16 protein-coding genes are annotated in these 20,543 nt (G+C 50.1%); 10 read left to right on the top strand and 6 right to left on the bottom strand.

Annotation, left to right across the window (positions count from 1 at the left end; all coding sequences use genetic code 11):
* Positions 1 to 115: 115 nt before the first annotated feature.
* Both xdhB and xdhA read right to left on the bottom strand, forming a co-directional pair.
* Positions 116 to 2,470, bottom strand: coding sequence for a xanthine dehydrogenase molybdopterin binding subunit (gene xdhB / locus CBR65_RS01455; protein WP_087465214.1), 2,355 nt, complete (start codon positions 2,468 to 2,470; stop codon positions 116 to 118).
* On the bottom strand, positions 2,463 to 3,926 hold the full coding sequence (xdhA, locus tag CBR65_RS01450; RefSeq protein ID WP_087465213.1) for a xanthine dehydrogenase small subunit: 1,464 nt from the start codon (positions 3,924 to 3,926) through the stop codon (positions 2,463 to 2,465). The genes xdhB and xdhA overlap by 8 nt, the downstream gene beginning before the upstream one ends.
* Before the next feature lie 183 nt (positions 3,927 to 4,109).
* On the opposite strand from xdhA, the gene CBR65_RS01445 reads away from it, so the two are divergent.
* From CBR65_RS01445 to egtD, 8 genes are all read left to right on the top strand, one after another.
* Positions 4,110 to 5,645, top strand: coding sequence for an ABC transporter ATP-binding protein (locus CBR65_RS01445; protein WP_087465212.1), 1,536 nt, complete (start codon positions 4,110 to 4,112; stop codon positions 5,643 to 5,645).
* Positions 5,635 to 6,729, top strand: a complete 1,095-nt coding sequence (locus tag CBR65_RS01440; protein WP_087465211.1) for an ABC transporter permease — start codon at positions 5,635 to 5,637, stop codon at positions 6,727 to 6,729. Before CBR65_RS01445 ends, CBR65_RS01440 begins: the two co-directional genes overlap by 11 nt.
* Positions 6,730 to 6,740: 11 nt before the next feature.
* Entirely contained in the window at positions 6,741 to 7,667 is a 927-nt protein-coding gene (locus CBR65_RS01435; protein WP_087465210.1) for an ABC transporter permease, read from the top strand.
* Positions 7,668 to 8,172: 505 nt separating this feature from the next.
* Positions 8,173 to 9,243 (top strand): BMP family ABC transporter substrate-binding protein, encoded by a 1,071-nt coding sequence (locus CBR65_RS01430; protein ID WP_087465209.1) that lies wholly within the window; start codon positions 8,173 to 8,175, stop codon positions 9,241 to 9,243.
* 81 nt (positions 9,244 to 9,324) lie between these two features.
* On the top strand, positions 9,325 to 10,038 hold the full coding sequence (locus tag CBR65_RS01425) for a TetR/AcrR family transcriptional regulator (protein ID WP_087465208.1): 714 nt from the start codon (positions 9,325 to 9,327) through the stop codon (positions 10,036 to 10,038).
* Entirely contained in the window at positions 10,035 to 11,423 is a 1,389-nt protein-coding gene (locus tag CBR65_RS01420) for an 8-oxoguanine deaminase (protein WP_087465207.1), read from the top strand. Before CBR65_RS01425 ends, CBR65_RS01420 begins: the two co-directional genes overlap by 4 nt.
* 167 nt (positions 11,424 to 11,590) lie before the next feature.
* The gene (egtB, locus tag CBR65_RS01415) at positions 11,591 to 12,832 is read left to right on the top strand and encodes an ergothioneine biosynthesis protein EgtB (RefSeq protein ID WP_198300854.1); all 1,242 of its coding nucleotides are present in this window, start codon (positions 11,591 to 11,593) and stop codon (positions 12,830 to 12,832) included.
* Positions 12,819 to 13,799 (top strand): L-histidine N(alpha)-methyltransferase, encoded by a 981-nt coding sequence (gene egtD, locus CBR65_RS01410; protein ID WP_087465206.1) that lies wholly within the window; start codon positions 12,819 to 12,821, stop codon positions 13,797 to 13,799. Before egtB ends, egtD begins: the two co-directional genes overlap by 14 nt.
* Positions 13,800 to 13,806: 7 nt before the next feature.
* On the opposite strand, the gene CBR65_RS01405 is transcribed toward egtD, so the two are convergent.
* Together CBR65_RS01405 and CBR65_RS01400 are read right to left on the bottom strand one after the other, a co-directional pair.
* Positions 13,807 to 14,868 carry a nucleoside hydrolase gene (locus tag CBR65_RS01405; protein ID WP_198300853.1) on the bottom strand — a complete coding sequence of 354 codons (1,062 nt, stop codon included), beginning with the start codon at positions 14,866 to 14,868 and terminating at the stop codon, positions 13,807 to 13,809.
* A 238-nt stretch (positions 14,869 to 15,106) separates the two neighbouring features.
* Positions 15,107 to 16,147, bottom strand: a complete 1,041-nt coding sequence (locus tag CBR65_RS01400) for a purine nucleoside permease (RefSeq protein ID WP_087465204.1) — start codon at positions 16,145 to 16,147, stop codon at positions 15,107 to 15,109.
* A gap of 426 nt (positions 16,148 to 16,573) precedes the next feature.
* On the opposite strand from CBR65_RS01400, the gene CBR65_RS01395 reads away from it, so the two are divergent.
* On the top strand, positions 16,574 to 16,978 hold the full coding sequence (locus CBR65_RS01395) for a hypothetical protein (protein ID WP_087465203.1): 405 nt from the start codon (positions 16,574 to 16,576) through the stop codon (positions 16,976 to 16,978).
* Positions 16,979 to 17,152: 174 nt separating this feature from the next.
* Positions 17,153 to 18,055 (top strand): transporter substrate-binding domain-containing protein, encoded by a 903-nt coding sequence (locus CBR65_RS01390; protein WP_157671941.1) that lies wholly within the window; start codon positions 17,153 to 17,155, stop codon positions 18,053 to 18,055.
* A 53-nt stretch (positions 18,056 to 18,108) separates the two neighbouring features.
* Here the strand turns inward: CBR65_RS01390 and nspC are convergent, their stop codons facing one another.
* Together nspC and CBR65_RS01380 are read right to left on the bottom strand one after the other, a co-directional pair.
* A complete protein-coding gene (gene nspC, locus CBR65_RS01385) occupies positions 18,109 to 19,272 on the bottom strand; it encodes a carboxynorspermidine decarboxylase (RefSeq protein ID WP_087465202.1) in 1,164 nt (387 codons plus the stop codon).
* Positions 19,273 to 19,276: 4 nt separating this feature from the next.
* Positions 19,277 to 20,485 carry a saccharopine dehydrogenase family protein gene (locus CBR65_RS01380; protein WP_087465201.1) on the bottom strand — a complete coding sequence of 403 codons (1,209 nt, stop codon included), beginning with the start codon at positions 20,483 to 20,485 and terminating at the stop codon, positions 19,277 to 19,279.
* Between the last annotated feature and the right edge of the window lie 58 nt (positions 20,486 to 20,543).

The following is a 20,543-nucleotide window of genomic DNA, read 5'->3' as shown; positions in this document are numbered from 1 at the left end:
TGCTCAAAGAGCACTGCGATATTCCCTCTGAGACCATCACCCGCATGGATGCGGGTGCTGAGCCTACAGGGATGTATTCACGGCGTGTCTCAGAGGGAATATTGCAGTGCGACTCTCACTGATCCGAGAGCATGAATTTCTCACATTCCTGCACTGCCCAAAACACCCTCTCAGGCGTCGCCGGCGTATCCAACCGCGGACTAAACCGATACCCCGTCAAACTGGAACACGCATCCCGCAACGCCGCCCACACCGAAATCGCCAACATCAGCGGCGGCTCACCCACGGCCTTCGACAAATGAATCGTATTTTCATTGTTAGCCTCATCATACAAAGCCACATTAAACACCGGCGGCACATCAAATGCCGTCGGAATTTTATAATTCGCCGGACTGTTGGAAATAATTTTTCCCGTGTCATCCCACAACAATTCCTCAGTGGTCAACCAGCCCATCCCCTGGATAAAACCGCCCTCAATCTGACCGATATCAATCGCCGGATTCAGCGAACGCCCCACATCGTGAATGATGTCCACCCGGTTTACGCGATACTCACCGGTCAATGTATCGATCGTTACCTCACTCACCGCCGCACCGTTGGCAAAATATAAAAACGGTTGTCCTTTGGCGGTTTGGCGATCGTAAAATATCTTCGGCGTGCGGTAGTAGCCTGTGGCAAATAACGGCACGCGATTCAAGTAAGCAAGTTTGATAAATTCTTCGAAGCTGTAAACCTCATCACCCACCAGCACCTGATTGCCAATAAACCGGATTTTCTCTGCTGGTGTGTCGAAATGTTCTGTTGCAAAGCCAATTAAATCTGCCTTCACTTTATCGCAGGCGTCTTTTGCGGCCATGCCGTTTAAATCCGTACCGGAGGATGCCGCTGTGGGTGATGTGTTGGGAACCTTGTCGGTGCGCGTTGACGTCACCATGACCCGTTCCACAGACACACCAAACGCACTGGCGACGATCTGCTGGATCTTGGTGTAAAGCCCCTGCCCCATTTCCGTACCGCCGTGATTGATCAACAGGGTTCCGTCGGTGTAAATATGCAGCAAGGCGCCGGCCTGGTTCAGGTGTTTGGCGGTGAAGGAAATACCGAATTTTACCGGCGTCAGGGCAATGCCTTTTTTTAAGGTGGAATGGGTGCAGTTAAATTCTGTGATGGTTTCCCGGCGTTCGCGATAATGAGATTTCTGCTCCAACCGTTCAACCAATTCCGGCAGCATGTGCTGTTCAACTTTTTGGCCGTAGGGTGTTTCATCGCGCCCCAGCTGGTAGAGGTTTGCTTTGCGCACATCCAGCGGGTCTTTGCCTAAATACCGGGCAATATCTTCCATCAAGGTTTCAACAGCCATCATACCTTTGGGTCCGCCGAAGCCGCGAAAGGCTGTGTTGGAAACTGTATGGGTTTTGCACCTCAATCCGAGGATGCTGGCGTTATTTAAAAAATAGGCGTTGTCCGCGTGAAACATGGCGCGGTCGACAATACCTTCAGACAGGTCCGGTGAAAAACCGCATTTTCCTGCCAGCACCATGTTCACGCCCAGCAAACGGCCATCATCGTCAAAACCAGCGTGCCAGCGATTTAAAAAATCATGACGCTTGCCGGTTTGCACCATGTCATCGCGGCGCGGCATACGGTAACGAATGGCGCGTTTCAAACGCTGTGCAAAGACCGCAGCCATACATGCCAAAGGCGCTGCCTGACTTTCCTTACCACCAAAACCGCCACCCATACGGCGAACTTCCGCCACAACACGGTGTAACGGAATGGCTAATACTTCCGCCACCAGTTTTTGAATTTCTGAGGGATGTTGCGAAGAACTGATGACATGAATACCGCCATCTTCGGTGAGCCGCGCTTCGCTGATTTGCCCTTCAAGATAAAAATGTTCCTGACCGCGTACATAAATTTCACCGCTGAGTTGATGCGGTGCTTTTTCAATAGCGGCATCGGGATCGCCCATGAATAACCGGTGCTGCGGCAGAACAAAACTTTGTGCTGCAAGCGCGTCGTCTATCGTGAGTTGCGCCGGCAGGATTTCATAATCGATAACGGCCTGGTTCACCGCGCGTTGCGCCGCGTCAAAACTGGTAGCGGCTACAGCAAAAATCGGCTGACCGATGTACTCCACAATATCGCCAGCCAAGAGTGGGTCACCACCGTAAACCGGTGCAACATCAACTTTTCCAGGAATATCACTTTGCGTAATCACATCGATCACGCCAGGAATTTTTTTTACCAGTGTCAAATCTATTTTTTTAATTCGTGCATGAGGCACAGTGGCTTGCCCGGTCGCCACAAACAGGGTACCTGGCAGTAGCGGTAAATCATCAACATATTCTGCTGAACCACTCACATGTTTGCGCGCAGATTCGTGCGCAATAGAACTTCCTACACCACCCTGCGCTCCCAGGCCAGTTTGAGGTGCAACCTCGATCAGCGGCTCGATCAGTTTACGCATGATCAAACACCCCCTCTGTTGCAGACTGGCCATTCATCTGTGCGATGAATTCATAGCAGGCTTTCTTCATCAAGTTGCACGCCATGGCCATACGGTAATCGGCGGAGGCGCGTACATCGCTCATGGGCGAGAATTCGCTGCGCAATATATCGCAGGCCTGCTCAAGCGTTTGCGATAAAACCTGCCCATCGCGTTGCCAGGTCGTTTGATTAAGAAATTTTTCCGTGGCGTAGCCACGCTTGGGAATTGCAGCCATACCACCAAATGCAATACGCAGTTGTTGTTGGTCATCGAGCAAAAAGGCGCCCATCACTGCCGAGATATCGTCTTCATAGCGTTTACTGATTTTGTAAAGCCTGATGGCATCACCCAATGCGCTGCGTTTGATGCGAATTTTTGCGAGGTATTCACCGGCAACCAGGGTCGTTTGTTTATAGGCACTATAAAAATGATTCACGGACTCGCTGCGATAATCTCCGGCTGCGTTACCGATGATCAATTCTGCCTCCAGTACTAACAGATAAGGCGGCGTGTCGGCGATGGGTGACGCATTACAGATATTGCCGCCGAGCGTGCCGCGATTGCGAATTTGGCGCGAACCCAGACGGCTGAGTAATCGTACAAACATCGGCGATATGTCGCGCAGCTGGTGCTCAACCTCGGTATAGGTAGCAGCAGCGCCTATCTCTACATAATCGCTTTGCACAGTGACGGTATTCAAACCGGACACGTTATTAAGATCGATTAATTGCGGCAGCGTCTTATAGAGTTGCGTTACCTCCAGCATCAGATCCGTGCCGCCGGCGACCAGACGGGCATCAGGGCATTGTCTTAACAATGCCTGGAGTTCTGCTTCATCGGACGGCTGAGCATAAAAACAGTCAACTTCTTTCAAGACCGGATTGCCCGCTAAAGGTGCATCCGCCTTCCACTCCTGCACAATATTGATCATTTGGGCAGGTTTTTTAAGGGACTGGATTCCCGCATCAATAATCGGCCGATAGCCGGTGCAGCGGCAGAGGTTGCCTGAAATTGCATCAATAACCGCGTGACGCTGTTCTTCAACAGGTTGCGCGCTCAATGCATCACTGTTCAGCTGTAAACCTGCCAGTGACATCACAAAGCCGGGCGTACAGAACCCACATTGGGAACCGTGACATTGCACCATCGCTTCTTGCACGGGATGTAACTGTCCTTCATTGCCCAGCCCTTCTACCGTGACAACATGCTTACCGTTCAAGCTTCCGAGCGGGCAAATACAGCTGTTGACGGCGCGATAAACCCGGCCATCAGGACCTTCACTGCCGACCAGAACCGTGCAGGCACCGCAATCCCCTGACGCGCAACCTTCTTTGGTTCCGGTCAGGTTTTGCTCGCTGCGCAGATAGCGCAGCAGCGTCATATCCGTTGCTACCGATTCGATAGTGACGGGGATATTGTTTACGACAAACTGCACGGGGTTTCCTCCGATCTGACCATCAGCATCACCTTAATAAATTCGACTTCTTATCAAGCAAAGCAAAAGTCTGGCCAAATAGACAATTTTTTGGGAAAGAATTTGCCAGGCCAGGTGGCATTTAGGCCGTGGCATATATATTGCTATACCAATCCTATCTTTTTTGTCCAGTTAGTCAGGTTTATGTCAGAGAAAAACAATACACGATTGGAGCTGCTGTCCGTCACCAAGGCCTACCCAGGCTGTATCGCCAATAATGCGGTGAGCCTGAAGGTGGCGCCTGGAGAAATTCATGCCCTGCTCGGCGAAAACGGTGCTGGCAAAAGTACCCTGATGAAGATTATCTACGGGGTGGTTAAACCCGATTCCGGGCAGATGATGTGGAACGATAAAGAGGTGGCGATTACCGGTCCGGCTCACGCACGCCAGTTGGGTATGGGTATGGTGTTTCAACACTTCTCACTCTTCGAAACACTGACTGTTACCGAAAATATCGCTTTGTATCTGACGCCAGCGGAATACGGCACCTTGGCAAAGCTGCGCGAACGAATTATCGCGGTGGGTGAAGAGTATGGCCTGGCGATTAATCCTGATCGCGAAGTGCATACTTTATCGGTAGGCGAGCAACAACGGGTGGAGATTATTCGCTGCTTATTGCAAGACATCCAGCTGTTGATCCTTGATGAACCGACCGCAGTGTTGACGCCGCCGGAAGTCGAACAATTGATTGCTGTACTGAAAAAACTTGCCCGTAAAGGGTGCAGCATTTTGTTTATCTCGCACAAATTGCACGAAGTTAACGCGCTTTGCGATCGCGCGACCATATTGCGCGGCGGCAAGGTGACCGGCTCTTGCGTCCCCCGCGAAACCTCCGCGAAAGACATGGCCCGCCTGATGTTGGGTGATGAACTTGAGTTGCAGGAATCCATGCCGCCAGGCACCGCCGGTTCACCTGTATTTGTTATGCAAAACATTGCGGTAAAACCGCAGGACACGTTTGGCATTCACTTACATGATATTGATTTGTCATTACACGCTGGCGAAATAGTCGGGCTCGCTGGCGTTGCCGGCAATGGTCAGGACGAATTGGTCGATTTAATTAATGGCGAGCTGGTGGCCGATAGTGGCACATTGTATTTTCAGGAAAAAAATATTGCGTCATTGAATGTACAACAACGGCGGCGGCTCGGTATAGGTACTGTGCCCGCTGATCGAATTGGGCGCGGTGCGGTTAGCACCATGAGTTTGGCTGAGAATAATTTACTCACCGGTTATGTCACGCACGGTGTGCAAAAAGGTTGGGTAAACTGGCACAGCATTCGCGCGCGTGCAGCAGATATTATTGCGCGTTACAACGTGAAAGCGACCGGCGTTGAGAGCAGTGCCCGCAGTCTGTCGGGTGGCAATTTGCAAAAATTTATTATCGGCCGGGAGATTATGCAGAACCCCAAGCTGTTGATCTGTTTTCATCCCACCTGGGGTGTCGATGTAGGCGCGGCGAATTTAATTCACCAACAATTAATCCGACTGCGCGATACCGGTGCCGCCATTTTGATCATCACCGAAGATCTGGATGAATTGTATTTACTGGCTGATCGCCTCGGTGCCATTTGCGGCGGGAAATTATCGCCCGTCCATAAAAAACAGGATGTTCCGCTGGAACGCCTCGGCCAGTGGATGACCGGTAATTTCCAGGAGGAGGCGAACCATGCGCATTGAAAAACGCTTGCAGGATTCGCGCACCATGCTGTACCTCTCGCCGCTACTGGCGCTGGTACTGACACTGCTATCCGGCGCCTTGTTGTTCGCACTACTTGGCCGCCCGCCATTGCTCAGCCTTTACACGTTTTTTATCGCACCGGTCAGCGATCTGTATGGCTTGTCTGAACTCGCCGTTAAAGTCACGCCTTTGTTGCTCTGCGCCATTGGTTTAACCCTGTGCTTCAAAGCCAAAATCTGGAACATCGGCGCCGAGGGACAATTCGTATTCGGTGCGCTTGTCGGCGGTGCTGTCTCGTTACAGTTAACAAACAGTGAAGGTTTTTGGGTGCTGCCGCTGGTGATCTTCAGCGGTGCGCTCGCCGGTATGTTGTGGGCCGCTATCGCCGCTTTACTGCTCACACGCTTTCAGGCTAACGAAATCCTCACCACCATCATGCTCAATTACATTGCGGTTAATTTATTGTTGTGGGGTGTGCACGGCCCGCTGAAAGACCCGGATGGTTTTAATTTTCCCGAGTCCGCTCTCTTTGCCACACAAACCTTGCTACCAGTCGTGTTTGAAGGTTATCGCATCAGCATCGCCCTGTTTATTGCACTACTGATGCTGGTTGTCATTTGGGTCATACTCGCGCGCACTTTGCTTGGCTTTCAATTAAGAGTCATGGGCGAAAACCGCACCGCCGCAAAATTTGCCGGCTTCAACAGCACGGCGTTGATCTGGTTGCTGCTGTTATTCAGCGGTGCCATGGCCGGCGTCGCCGCCATATCAGAAGTTAATGGCCCGGTCGGGCAACTGATTCCCACATTATCATTGGGCTATGGTTATGCCGCGATCATCGTGGTGTTTATGGGCCGCATGCACCCGTTGGGAATTTTATTAGCCAGCGCGTTGCTGGGCCTCACCTACCTCGGTGGCGAGATGGCACAAATAGAATTGGGTTTACCGAAATCCATTACCGGTTTATTTCAAGGCATGTTGTTATTTTATTTACTGGCCTGCGATTTATTGATTGGCTACCGGGTCGTGTGGAATAACAGCACACAAAAAGTTGGCGCAACAACCGCCATCACAAGTGAATAGGTTTTAGTGTTATGGATTTACTCTTGATCGAAAATATTCTTTTCGCCATGGTGCGCACCGGCACTCCACTGCTACTTGTTGCACTGGGCGCAATGGTATCGGAACGCTCCGGTGTATTAAATTTGGGACAGGAAGGCATGATCCTCGTCGGTGCCGCCTGCGCATTTATCGCCGCCTACAGCGCCGGCAACCTCGGCTGGGGCGTACTGGCCGGCGCCGTAGCCGGCGCACTGGTCTCACTCATCTTTGCCTTTATCGCCTTGACGCTCATCTCCAACCAGGTAGCAACCGGCTTGGCCCTGACAATCTTCGGCACCGGCTTAAGCGCTTTTCTCGGTGCAAGTTACGTGGGCCAATCGTTAATTGGATTAACACCGCTGCACATTCCTTTATTGCACCAACTACCACTCATCGGCAAAGCGCTGTTCGCGCAGGATATGCTGGTGTATCTCTCATTTATGTTGTTCGCAGCGATTTATATCGTAATGCGCTACACCCGTTTGGGTCTGATCATCCGCGCCGTCGGCGAAAACCCGGAAGTCGCCCACGCCCTCGGCTATAAAGTATTGCTCGTGCGCTATTCCGCCGTGGTATTCGGCGGCGCCATGGCGGGCCTGGCAGGTGCGTATTTATCTCTGGTGTATACACCTATGTGGTCGGAAGGTATTGCCGCGGGACGCGGTTGGATTGCGTTAGCCTTGGTGGTGTTTGCCAGCTGGCGAACGGAACGGGTTTTGTTAGGCGCCTGGTTATTTGGTTTTGCGAGTATTCTGCATTTGTTGTTGCAGGGTTATGGTTATGAAATTTCACCCAATTTATTGGCGATGTTGCCGTATGTGGTAACGATTTTGGTGTTGGTGATGATGATGCGTCGCAAGCAAGGTAACGGGTTGTTTGCGCCTCGGTCTTTGGGGCAGCCTTATTATCCTCAGAGGTAGTTTTTTGGTGTTTTTAATGTGGATTGGAGTGGGAATTGGGTAAAGGCCTGTGAGACACGCCGTGAATACGTCCCTGTAGGCTTGACGCCGGCATCCTTGCCGGCGACAGTCTCACAAACCTTTACCCAATTCCCTTTGGCCGATGGTGCATCATTCTAATGCTAAAAAGCCACGAAAGTTGGTCACCTGTTGTTCAACATACTTAGGTTTCCGTTACCTTTCTTGTTGGGAAATTAATACCCAAAGATTTAGAGATATGGCAGCGTAAAGAATTGATTTGAAATAGCAGCACAAGAAATTTCAGTTTCTTTTTTGTACTGCTTTTAAAAAAGTTAAGTGAACACTGAACTCGCAGCATGAGTTCGGTGGTTGTTATGGAGACCATCACCCGCATGGATGCGGGTGATGAGCCTACAAGGATGTATTCACGGCGTGTCTCCATAACAACCACCGAACTTATGCCCACACTGATACAGAAATTATTTTCCCTACAGAGGAATAAAACATGAAACTACGTCACTTATTCGGACTGGCAACCGCCACACTGATCAGCTGGAGCACCGTCCTCTACGCCGAACCACTCAAAGTCGGCTTCGTCTACGTCAGCCCCATCGGCGACGCCGGATGGACCTACATGCACGACGAAGCACGCAAAATAGTCGCCAACGAATTCGGCGATAAAATCGAAACCTCCTACGTCGAAAGCGTCGCCGAAGGCGCCGATGCCGAGCGTGTCATTCGCAATATGGCCTCACGCGGCTACGACCTGATATTCACCACCTCCTTCGGCTACATGAACCCCACTATCAAAGTGGGTAAGATGTTCCCCAAAGTAAAATTTGAACACGCCACCGGCTATAAAACTGCACCCAATGTCGGTAACTACCAGGCGCGCGATTATCAAGGTCGCTACCTCGCCGGCATGGTCGCCGGCGCCATGAGCAAAGATGGTGTGATCGGATACGTCGGCGCATTTCCTATTCCTGAAGTTATTCGCGGTATCAATTCATTTATGCTCGGCGCGCAGCAGATGAATCCGGATATTAAAATGAAAGTGGTGTGGGTCAATACCTGGCACGACCCGGCGCGTGAGCGTGAAGCGGCGGAGAGTTTAATTTTGCAAGGTGCCGATGTATTAACCATGCACACAGATTCGGCTGCCGTTGTGCAGGCCGCCGCGGCAAAGAATGTTTATGCCGTCGGTTTTAATTCCGATATGACCGCTTACGGCCCTAAAGTCCATTTGACTTCTTCTACCCAACATTGGGAAAGCATTTATCGCGCAAAAGTTCAAGCCGTGTTGGACGGCACCTGGAAATCGGAATCTATCTGGCACGGCCTGAAAGAAGGCGTCGTGGATATTTCGCCGATCAACCCTATCGTACCCAAAACCGTGGTGGAAAAAGTTGAACAATATAAAGCCGACATTATCGCCGGTAAGCGCGATGTGTATCAGGGGCCGATCTATAATCAAGCGGGTGAGCTGATGGTCGCCGAAGGCAAATTCCTGAATGACGAGGAATTGCACAAGCAAAACTGGTATGTGAAGGGTATAGAAGGCAAAATACCCCAGTAATATTTAATCGCCGTGCTTGTCGGGCCTCCTGGCCCGTCAAACAGAAAGGACACAGTAAAACTTCAGCGAGAAACAATAACGATGGCCAACAAGATTTTGGAAAAAACTCTGGATTTTGATCCCACTGGAACCCCGACCGGAAAATACAAGCCGGGTAAAATTCGGGATCGTAACCTGACAAATATTATCAACGCTGCCGAAGAAGAATTTGTCCAGAATGGTTACCGTGGCACCAGTATTCAGGCGATAGCAGATCGCGCTGCTATTCCCAAAGCGAATGTGCATTATTACTTCAAAAGTAAATCCAATTTGTACATTGCGGTGTTGGATAACCTGATTCACCTGTGGAATGACTTTTTCGACAATATCAAAGAAGAAGATGATCCCGCTGTGGTGCTCGATGAATTTATCCGTAAAAAAGTGGAGCTATCCTATACTCACCCGCGCGCATCAAAACTTTTTGCGATGGAGATGATTCAGGGAGCACCCCATTTAAAAGATTATATTCGTACCGAGATGCGCCAATGGGTGCGTACCAAAGCGCGAATTATCGAGAGCTGGATTGAACAGGGGCGTATGGCCAAAGTTGATCCGGTGCAGCTGATTTTTCTGATCTGGTCTTCCACGCAACATTACGCCGACTTCGACGTACAAGTACTCACCATCATGAACCGCGCCGAGTATGAACCGGATATGGTGCGCGACATTTCCAATTTTCTCAGCGATATTATCCTGAAGGGTTGCGGCCTGGAACCACCGGCCCGTGCACCCGTATTAACTGACGTCAATTCATGAATACAACGCTTGTTCGTGGCATCGCCTCCGATGCCACCTGGATCAAACATCCGCTCGCCTGCTGGACCGGGAATTCCCATGATGCTGGCAATGGCATTGTGATTCGCGGCAGCCGGATCGTCGAGTTGGTTGCGCGCGGCCAGGAACCGCAAACACTTTATCAGCACACCTTTGATGCATCCGGGCATGTCGTGTTACCCGGTCTGATTAATTGTCATCATCATTTTTATCAGACCTTGACCCGTGCACTACCTGCTGCTCTGAACAAAGAATTATTCCCCTGGTTGCAAGCACTTTACCCGGTGTGGGCCAATCTCGATGACGACGCCATCTTTGCCTCCACACAATTGGCGTTGAGTGAATTATTGTTGTCCGGTTGTACCACGACGGCGGATCATCACTATGTATTCAGCAGCATCATGCCTCACGCCATTGACGTTCAGGTCGCGGCCGCAGAAGCTATCGGCAACCGTGTGACGTTAACGCGCGGCTCCATGAGTCTCGGTCAATCCGCTGGTGGCCTGCCACCGGATTCTGTGGTGGAAAGTGATGCGCAGATATTATCCGAGAGCGAACGGTTGATTCGCGCCTATCACGATGCAACGGAAGAATCCCGATGTCAGATCGCCCTCGCGCCCTGCTCGCCATTTTCTGTTACGCCGGATTTAATGCGCGAGACTGCCAAACTTGCGCAACAAAAAAATGTGCTGCTACACACGCATCTCGGTGAAACAGAAGATGAAAATACATTCTGCCTGAAAAAATTCGGACAACGTCCGGTGGATTACCTAGGTGATGTCGGTTGGCTGAATGATCGCGTATGGTTGGCTCACGGCATTCATTTTAATGATGAAGAAGTGCAACGACTGGGTCACGCTTGTATCGGTGTTTGCCACTGTCCGTCATCCAATATGTTGCTGGCATCCGGCATGTGTTGCACCCTGGATTTACAAAAAGCCGGTGCCCCGGTTGGGTTGGGTGTGGACGGTTCCGCCTCCAATGACGGTTCAAACATGATGCAGGAAGTACGTCAGGCCATGTTGCTACAAAAACTGCGTTACGGTGCTGCGCAATTCTCCCACCTGGATGCGCTCGCTATGGCAACGCAAGGCAGTGCCCGTTTATTACACCGGCCTGAACTTGGTGAAATCGCGGTCGGTAAACAAGCGGATCTGGCGTTGTTCTGCCTCGATGAACCACGCTTTTCCGGTTATGGTGACGCCCTGGCTGCATTGGTGTTATGCGGCGCCCACAAAGCGGACTACGTCATGGTAGGTGGCGAATGGAAAGTAAAACAAGGTACCCTGCTGGAACAGGATATCCATGAAATTGTGGCTCGCCACACCCACGCTGCCAAACAACTCACCCGCCGCTTAACCGCTTGACCGCCCTGACGAATCCCGGCTTATGTTGGGATTCGCACAGCAGCACCCTGCGTCCAACCGTAAAGTAAAGAAAATTACTATGGCTGATTGGACGCAAACGTCACATCAAAGGTTATTTTTTTATTGATGACATTACGTCCCCTGCGCCTGAAAACTCAGGAAGCGTAATGATGGAAACGGATGTAAAGCAACTGCGCGAAAACTTTTTGCGCACGCGAAAACTTAGTGAGCATCTGTCAAACCTGTTAACGGCAGATGATCATATGCTGCAATCCATGCCAGACGCCAGTCCAACCAAGTGGCATCTGGCACATACCTCGTGGTTTTTCGATACATTTATTCTTAAACCCCGTCAGGCCAATCCCGCTTTTCCCGATGAATTTGCGTATTTATTTAATTCCTATTACAACGGCGTCGGCCCGCAATTTCGCCGCGCGCAACGCGGATTGATTTCGCGGCCCAGTCTTGATGAAGTCTGGCAATACCGTTTCGCTGTCGAAGAAAAAATACAACATGTATGGAATGCGTTAACGCATGAAGAATTGCAACTGGTTGAGCTGGGTATCCATCACGAACAACAACATCAGGAACTTATCGTCACCGATATCAAGCACGCGCTCTCTCATCAACCACAGTGTCCTGCCATCCTGACCTCGCCCACCGGGACACCAACAGGTGCGGTCGGTATGCAATGGCAAGATTTTCCCGCTGGTGAATACCGTATCGGCTGCGATAAAGGTTTTTGCTTCGATAACGAAATGCCTCGTCACCTCACGCATATTGCAGGTTTCCGTTTGGCGAATCGTCCGGTGACCAACGGTGAATTCCTGGCGTTTATTAAAGACAAGGGTTACCAGCAAGCGGCGCTGTGGTTATCTGAAGGTTGGGCGTGGGTAAACGAAACGGGCACAACAGCGCCCTTGTATTGGCAATACCTGGATGATGAATGGCATGTGTACACCCTGGCGGGTTTGCAACCGCTGCGTCTGAATGAGCCGGTGTGTCATATCAATTATTTTGAAGCCAACGCTTTCGCTGCCTGGTCCGGCAAACGCTTGCCCACTGAATTTGAATGGGAAGTTGCATCAACCATTGCTAACAACAACAGCCATTTTTTAGATCTGTCACGACTCCACCCACAACCGGCAGACAAGCAACCCGGCTTACTGCAAATGTTTGGTGACGTCTGGGAATGGACCCAGAGTGCTTACCTGCCCTATCCCGGTTATCGCCCTGCACCTGGAGCGGTCGGTGAATACAACGGCAAATTTATGGTGAATCAATGGGTGTTGCGCGGTGGCTCCTGCGCGACACCGGCAGACCATATCAGGGCCAGTTATCGTAATTTTTTTCCTGTTAACGCCCGTTGGCAATTTTCCGGAGTGAGGCTCGCTGATGAACTCGATTAATGCAAAAAAAATAACGGAAGGTGCAGCCTATTATAGGGACACGCAGTTTCTGCAAGATGTGATCTATGGCCTGAGCCAATCGCCAAAAACCTTGCCGTGCAAATATTTTTACGATGAACGCGGCTCTATTTTATTTACCGAAATTTGTAAAACCGAAGAGTACTACATCACCACCACCGAGCTCTCCCTACTGGATGAAATCTTGCCGGATGTTGCTCGACTGATCGGACGAAATGCCAACATTATTGAATATGGCAGCGGCGAAGGCCGTAAGATTCGTCACCTGTTAACGGCTTTGGATAGTCCCAAATCTTATACACCGATTGATATCTCGGCGGAAATTTTACTGCGCTCCACCAGTCAGCTGAAACGGGAATTTCCACACATGATTATTCATCCGGTGGTGGGCGATTACATGACGCACATCCGCTTGCCAGAGGTCGTGGCATCCGACCGATTCAACCCGCGGGTGGTGTTCTTTCCTGGCTCTACTATCAGTAATTTCAGTCGGGAAGAAGCAACCGAATTTCTGGACCGCATCAATGCGTTGTTAAAACCTGGTGACGGTCTGTTAATCGGTGTTGATTTATTAAAATCACCCAGTCGTTTACATGAGGCTTATAACGATAAAGAAGGCGTAACGGCAGATTTTAATTTAAACCTGTTACGCCGTATCAACAACGAATTGGGGGCTGATTTTGATCGCCACAAATTTGAGCATTATGCTTTCTTTAATATGGCACTGTCGCGCATTGAAATGCATTTGGTGAGCCTGGCAACCCAGACAGTAAAAATCGCTGACAAACGGTTTCATTTCAAATGCGGAGAAACCATTCACACTGAGAATTCCTATAAATACACGATTGAAGATATCGCCAAACTGGGCATTGCCTGTGGCTTCAACCACATTAAGGCCTGGACTGATCACCAGGCCTTATTCAGTATCCATTACTTGACGCGCGCGTGATCAACCTTTACTGATTGATCACCTGCCGAAATTCAGCAAATATTTTTTCGGGCTGCGTTTTACGACATACCTTAACCGCAGGATAGCGCGCATCCTTAATCAGGGTTCCGGCTGTCTTTGCATCCAGATGAACACGCGCTTTGCCATCCCACCGCTTATCCGGCATCCGCATATCAGTGGTTTGTTCCCAGGGTTTATCAGTCGCCTGGTAAGCCACTTTCAATGACTGCATATCCCCTTCACACAAGCTGCTATCCATCGCGATCAACACCGCGAGCGTGTCCCAGAAATAATATTCGCCAGAAGCAATAAACCAATCATTTTTATCCAACACCTGATCCCAGAATTTTGCCGATGTTGTTTTAACCGCTTGTTTAAAATCTTTGGCTACCTTATTCGTGACGCGCACCGAGTTAGTCACATCCAACCCCACCAGAACAACGGGTAATCCGGATTGCATTACCTTATCCGCCGCGAGCGGATCAACAAAGATATTCCACTCTGCCGTCTTATTCGGATGACCATCGGTAAAATTCGGCACAATAATATTTCCCGGCACATCAACATTACCGCCCATAATCACCAGCTGCTCCACCCGCGCTTTATCCGTTGGATAACGCTCCAGCCACTGCGCAATATTCGTCAAAGGCCCCGTCGCAACCAAGGTAACCGGCGTTGCGGAATCCTGCAGCGCCTTGTGAATCACCTCAACCGCATGTGCCTTGGCAACTGTTCGCTGACTTTTTTTCACCGGCACACCCGAAAGCGTATCCGAATCAACCCGCCAGGCCTCGGGAAAAACAAAATAACCATCCAACGGCCAATCATCACCGCAGGCAACAGCAATACCCTGAGCAACATTCCCCGGGAGATCCGACAACGAAAGCGTATTAGCAATACCCGGCTGACACCGGGTTTCACCGCTGGCAGAAATAGTAATCGCAATCACATCCGCCTCGGGATGATGCAGTAAATACAACAACGCCGCCCAATCATCAATGGCCATGTCGTTGTCGAAGATGATGGGTTTGGCTTGTGATACTGAAGAAAAACAACCTAGCAAAAGCAAACAAAACGTTATCCAGTATCGCCCCATAATTTTTTCCAAAAAAACCGTTAAGTAATTTAATGAATATGATTTTTCTTCAACACACTTGAAGCTCACACACTACAAGTTTGGCGTTAGGCCATTGGGTTTCGAAACCCTCAATTCAGGGATGAATTGAGGGAGCCACAGGGAAGTGTTTATGCGCTTTCGAAACCCAATGGCCTAACGACAAACGAACTACGAAGCACCGCTTCAACACTTATTTACCCGGAATCGTCGTTTTGTACTTATCCCAATCCCCCAACAATGCCTGCACCACACGACTACCTAACCCATAAGCCGCCTCAATAGCCGGCATACCCTTATCCGGATAAGGCGCCGTCGTACTCCAGGCAGCCGTTTTACCCGGCGGCGGAAAACTGTAATTACTCACCGTACGCAACACCAACACACGCTGCGTATCCACCAAACCGCTTTTAGCCAAACGATGCAACGCCGTCAGCGACCCATTGTCTTCCATATTCGTCGTCATGAAATTGCTATCTTTACCCGCGTGCAAATGCATCCAGTCATTAGCCCAGTTATTCAGCAACTCACCATGCCAATACGTACTCGAACCAATCGTATCGCCGATAGTGACAAACGGTGGCCGCTGTGCCTGCTCAAACCCTTTGTACTGCGCACGAAAACTTTTCATCGCCGGCGTATCAGCAACGGGATGATCCTTAGTAAGTTGATACGCCCAATCCACCAACTGCGGATTCAGGTTGTACACGATGGTATCAACCGTCCAACCGGTGGATTCCTGATTCGGCTCTTTCGCACCCAACGGAATCAAACCATATTCCCACTCCTTCGGAATTTCGCGGCCATCAATCTCGTAAAGTAAATCACCATCCACCACATGCTTCGCCCACACACCCGTACCAAGCGACACATCCAACGGATCACCACCACCGATGCCGGCAATCACCCAATAGGCTTTGGAAAGATCAAAACGCGGGTCCATACCCAAGGCCATCACCGACGCCGTGGCATTCGTCACACCACCGCCGGTGCACATTGCGAGCACACCTGCCTCATTCATGTGCAAATCGTAAGCACCCAAGGGAAACGGAAACACCTTGTCCAGCTTCTGCCGTTCAATCCACAACTGATATTCACCGGCCTGGTCACCCGTCACATCACCCGTCTCAAACATACTCACCACCACCACTTTCACAGGAATGGCGGCACTTACGCCGATACTGAGCGCTAGGCCCAGCACCAACAAAAAGGATTTACTGATCGAGTTCAACACACACTACCTCTGCTTTCGATGGTTTAAAGATTTGCACTGTCGCGACAGCACCCAAGCGGTTATGCAAATATTTGACCAATCGGACAGAAAATTTAGTTTGGAGACTTTAACCGGCAAGTTTGGCGTTAGGCCATTGGTTTCGAAAACGCATGAATACATCCCTGTAGCTCCCTCAAGTCGTCCCTGACTTGAGGGTTTCGAAACCAATGGCCTAACGCCAAACGGAGTACGAGGCACCTAAGGAATTAACGGACTTATGTCCAATTTCGAGATTTTTATCGCTATCTACAACCAAGGATTGTTGGCGTTTAACCGATATGACTGCTAGATTTTCAGGGCTGTCCCGTCAGCAATCCGAATAACGAGCAACGCCAGCAGATCTGGCCACCCCTTCGGGATCTATCAAAAAACCAACAGGAGCCGAGGATGCCGCCAAGTTCACCCGCCAGAACTGCCGTACCGCCTCACCAGAACGCGCCGGAAAACCCATCGACTATCGACCTCAGCACTTTCGACATCAGCGTCAGCCAATTACTGGGATACGACTATGTATTCCTGTGCAGTCCGGCCGCCGCGGCTTGCTTCAACCAACTACCAACCGCAAAAGACGCTATATCCCAACTCATTAAAGCCCTGGATATCACACCCCAGCAAACCGTGTTCATCACCCTTGCTGAACAACACGATGAAGGTAACCTCCACTTTACTCGCCACGATGTCACCTGGAACCAGGGTCAGATTGAAGCCTTGCAGCACACGGTGATTGAAAACCCTGAACAGCAGGACTTCATCAACATGATCTGGCAATGCAGTTCAGAGCAGACGCTTTAATCACCGCATGCCGCTCCTGTCTGGAATCTTGTGCTAGAGTAAATTCATTAAAACAATGAAAGAGCGCTATGGAGAATTGCCAAGAAAACAAATTAAAAAACATCGCGCCAAGAGTGATAAAGCATCATTGAATAACGGGGCATAGACACCCGAATCAACCACAGGAACACCAGCATGACTCTTCCCACCAGATCATTGCATTTGGTTTTTGGCCTATGCATGAGTATTTTTCTCAGCGCTCTGTCGTTTCATGCGAGCGCCCAGGAAAAATCTATCACCATCAATATGAAATCCAATGTGCAGACTGATTACATGAATGGTCTGCTCAAGCTGGCGTTAAGTTACAGCGGCAAGGAATATGTTTACCACAGCACCAGTGAAGTCTATTCGCGTCCACGCCTCATGGAGTCGGTAAAAAATGGCAGCGTCTCGGTGATGTGGGGCGGAACCTCGGAACAGATGGAAAAAGATTTTATCCCCATTCGCATAGATGCGTATCGCGGGTTGATGAATCACCGTTTGTTGTTTATCCGCGAAGGCGATCAGCCGCGCTTTGATGAGGTAAAAACACTGGATGACCTGCGCAAGATCAAGTTTGGCCAGGGACGCAGCTGGCAGGATGCGGCGATATTGGAACAGGCCGGATTCACCGTGGTAAAAGCCACCAAGAAACCCAGTTTGTATTACATGCTCGACGGTGGTCGTTTCGATGCTTTTCCGCGCGGCGCCAATGAAGTCTGGACGGAATTGTCGGCCTTCCCTGAACTGCCATTAACCGTCGAAAAAAATCTTGTCATTATTTATCCCTTACCCACCTATTTTTTCGTGAGCCCGCAAGATCCGGAATTAGCAAAAGACCTGGAAAATGGTCTGGAGGCGGCTATTGCGGACGGTTCCTTTGATCAGTATTTTTTTAACAGCCCGGAAGTCAAAGAAGCGCTGACTAAAGCCAATTTGAGCAAGCGCCGTGCGTTCCGTATTGATAATCCGTTTTTGCCTAAAGCGACGCCGTTAAACCGTAAGGAATTATTTCTGGATTTGACGAAGATTCAAAATGAAGAATCAGAAGCAGAGTAGATTTATCAGTAGGTCGGATTAACCAAAGGCGTAATCCGACCCCAGTTAAAAACTCAGGAGAGGCGGGTTTTGAAATCTTCGTAGCCGAATTCACGAATAACATTCAGTTCATCCGTGCGTGAATCCCACAGTGCGATAGACGGTAAATTAATACCATTAAAAGTCGTGGTCTTTACCATGGTGTAATGCGCCATGTCATCAAACATTAACCGCTGACCGGGATGCAGAGGCTCAGCAAAACTGTAATCGCCGATAACATCACCCGCCAGACAAGTCATGCCGCCCAAGCGATAGGTATAGGGAAATTCTTCCGGCATACCGGCGCCCAGAATATCGGCGCGGTAAGGCATCTCCAGCACATCCGGCATATGGCAGGTGGCTGACGTATCGAGAATCGCCTGGTGCATGCCATTCCATAAAACATCCAGCACCTCCGCCACCAACACACCGCTGTGAATGGCCACCGCTTCACCCGGCTCCAGGTACACCTGCACATCGTAACGGCGCGAAAAATCCTTAACCACCTGAATCAGTTCGTCGACTTGATAATCATCGCGACTGATATGGTGACCGCCACCGAAATTGATCCATTCCATCTGTGCCAGATAGGGACCGAATTTTTCTTCTACAGCAGCCAGGGTACGTTGGAGTGGCGGTAAATCCTGTTGGCACAGCGTATGAAAGTGCAAACCGGAAATACCATCCAACAAATCGGCATTGAATTGCGATAAAGGTACGCCCATCCGCGAACAAGGCGCGCAGGGGTCATAAAGCGCAACCTCGCCTTCCGAATGTTCAGGGTTGATACGAATACCGAAATGCAATTCAGGACGATCTTTCTTTGCCGCCATGGCCAAAGGTTTAAAACGTTGCCATTGTGAAAACGAATTAAACACAACATGATCAGCAACGCGCAGGATTTCAACCAGATCCGCTTCTTTGTAAGCAGCGGAATAGCAATGCACTTCCCCGCCAAATTCTTCGCGCCCGAGGCGCGCTTCATTCAAGCCACTGGCACAAGTGCCCGACACATACTGCTTGAACAAAGGCGCCAGACTCCAGCAGGAAAAGGCTTTTAATGCAGCCAGCACTTTCGCACCACTTTCTGTTTGCACGCGATTAAGGATTTTTAAATTCGCCTCAACTGCAGCAACATCCACCACAAAACAGGGCGACGGGACACGCGTGGGGTCAAAGCGGGAAAAGGTCTGGCGCATATCGCTATTCTTTCATTTCATCAATATTAACGGCGGATACATCGCCCACTTGCCAGGGCAACCCGTAAACATTCAAGTCTTCCATAAACGGATCAGGATCAAACTGTTCCATATTCCATACGCCGGGTTGTCTCCATTTGCCTTGCAAGATCATCTTGGCACCGATCATCGCCGGCACACCGGTGGTATAGGAAATCGCCTGGGATTTTACTTCCGCATAACAAGCTTCGTGATCACACACGTTGTAGATAAACATGGTGCGCTCAACGCCGTCTTTAATACCCGTGGCCATACAACCGATGCAGGTTTTCCCTTTGGTTAGCGGGCCGAGGCTGGCAGGGTCCGGCAGAAGCGCTTTCAGGAATTGCAGCGGAATAATTTCCTTGCCTTCAAACATGACCGGCTCAATGGAGGTCATACCGACGTTGCCCAGCACTTCCAGATGCTTGAGATAATTGTCGGAGAAGGTCATCCAGAAACGTGCACGTTTGATCTCGGGAAAGTTTTTGGCAATGGATTCCAGCTCTTCGTGGTACATCAAATAAATTTTCTTGGGACCGATCTCCGCCGGGAAATCATAAACGCGATTCACCGACAACGGATCTGTCTCACGCCATTCACCGTTTTCCCAGTAACGCCCTTTGGCAGTCACTTCACGGATATTAATTTCGGGATTGAAATTGGTCGCGAAGGGTTTACCGTGGTCACCGGCATTGCAATCAATAATGTCGAGGTAATGAATCTCGTCGAAGTAATGTTTTTTCAGGTAGGCGGTATATACATTGGTAACGCCCGGATCAAAACCGGAACCTAACAATGCCATCAAACCGGCATTCTTGAATTTATCCTGATAATCCCACTGCCAGGAGTATTCAAATTTGGCTGTCTCCGGCGGTTCGTAGTTGGCGGTGTCGAGGTAGTCGATACCGGCTTCGAGACAGGCGTCCATGATGTGCAGATCCTGATACGGCAGTGCCACGTTGATCACCAGATCCGGTTTTTCCTTGTTGAGCAAGGCAACAAGTTCCGGCACATTGTCTGCATCCACCTGGGCGGTTTTAATTGGCCGGTTTAATTGTGCGGCCAGGGCTTTGCATTTTGCTTCGTTGCGACTGGCCAACACTATCTCGGAAAACACGTCCGGCAGCTGCGCACATTTATGCACCACCACACCGCCGACACCACCTGCACCAATAATCAGGACTTTTGCCATCACTTTCTCCATTGACAGGATTTACTGATAAGTTAATAGAAATTTTTGCGCGTTTTAT

Origin of the sequence: Cellvibrio sp. PSBB006, from assembly GCF_002162135.1 — a bacterium.
Classification (GTDB): Bacteria; Pseudomonadota; Gammaproteobacteria; order Pseudomonadales; family Cellvibrionaceae; genus Cellvibrio.
This window is presented reverse-complemented; position numbering and strand designations above follow the sequence as displayed.

Bases quoted from the DNA above. Each gene is read 5' to 3' on its own strand.
- CBR65_RS01445 (WP_087465212.1), top strand. From the start codon at position 4,110: ATGTCAGAGAAAAACAATACACGATTGGAGCTGCTGTCCGTCACCAAG.
- CBR65_RS01380 (WP_087465201.1), bottom strand. From the start codon at position 20,485: ATGGCAAAAGTCCTGATTATTGGTGCAGGTGGTGTCGGCGGTGTGGTG.
- CBR65_RS01440 (WP_087465211.1), top strand. From the start codon at position 5,635: ATGCGCATTGAAAAACGCTTGCAGGATTCGCGCACCATGCTGTACCTC.
- CBR65_RS01435 (WP_087465210.1), top strand. From the start codon at position 6,741: ATGGATTTACTCTTGATCGAAAATATTCTTTTCGCCATGGTGCGCACC.
- CBR65_RS01430 (WP_087465209.1), top strand. From the start codon at position 8,173: ATGAAACTACGTCACTTATTCGGACTGGCAACCGCCACACTGATCAGC.
- egtB (WP_198300854.1), top strand. From the start codon at position 11,591: ATGATGGAAACGGATGTAAAGCAACTGCGCGAAAACTTTTTGCGCACG.
- nspC (WP_087465202.1), bottom strand. From the start codon at position 19,272: ATGCGCCAGACCTTTTCCCGCTTTGACCCCACGCGTGTCCCGTCGCCC.
- CBR65_RS01420 (WP_087465207.1), top strand. From the start codon at position 10,035: ATGAATACAACGCTTGTTCGTGGCATCGCCTCCGATGCCACCTGGATC.
- xdhB (WP_087465214.1), bottom strand. From the start codon at position 2,470: ATGCGTAAACTGATCGAGCCGCTGATCGAGGTTGCACCTCAAACTGGC.
- CBR65_RS01425 (WP_087465208.1), top strand. From the start codon at position 9,325: ATGGCCAACAAGATTTTGGAAAAAACTCTGGATTTTGATCCCACTGGA.
- egtD (WP_087465206.1), top strand. From the start codon at position 12,819: ATGAACTCGATTAATGCAAAAAAAATAACGGAAGGTGCAGCCTATTAT.
- CBR65_RS01390 (WP_157671941.1), top strand. From the start codon at position 17,153: ATGACTCTTCCCACCAGATCATTGCATTTGGTTTTTGGCCTATGCATG.
- CBR65_RS01395 (WP_087465203.1), top strand. From the start codon at position 16,574: ATGCCGCCAAGTTCACCCGCCAGAACTGCCGTACCGCCTCACCAGAAC.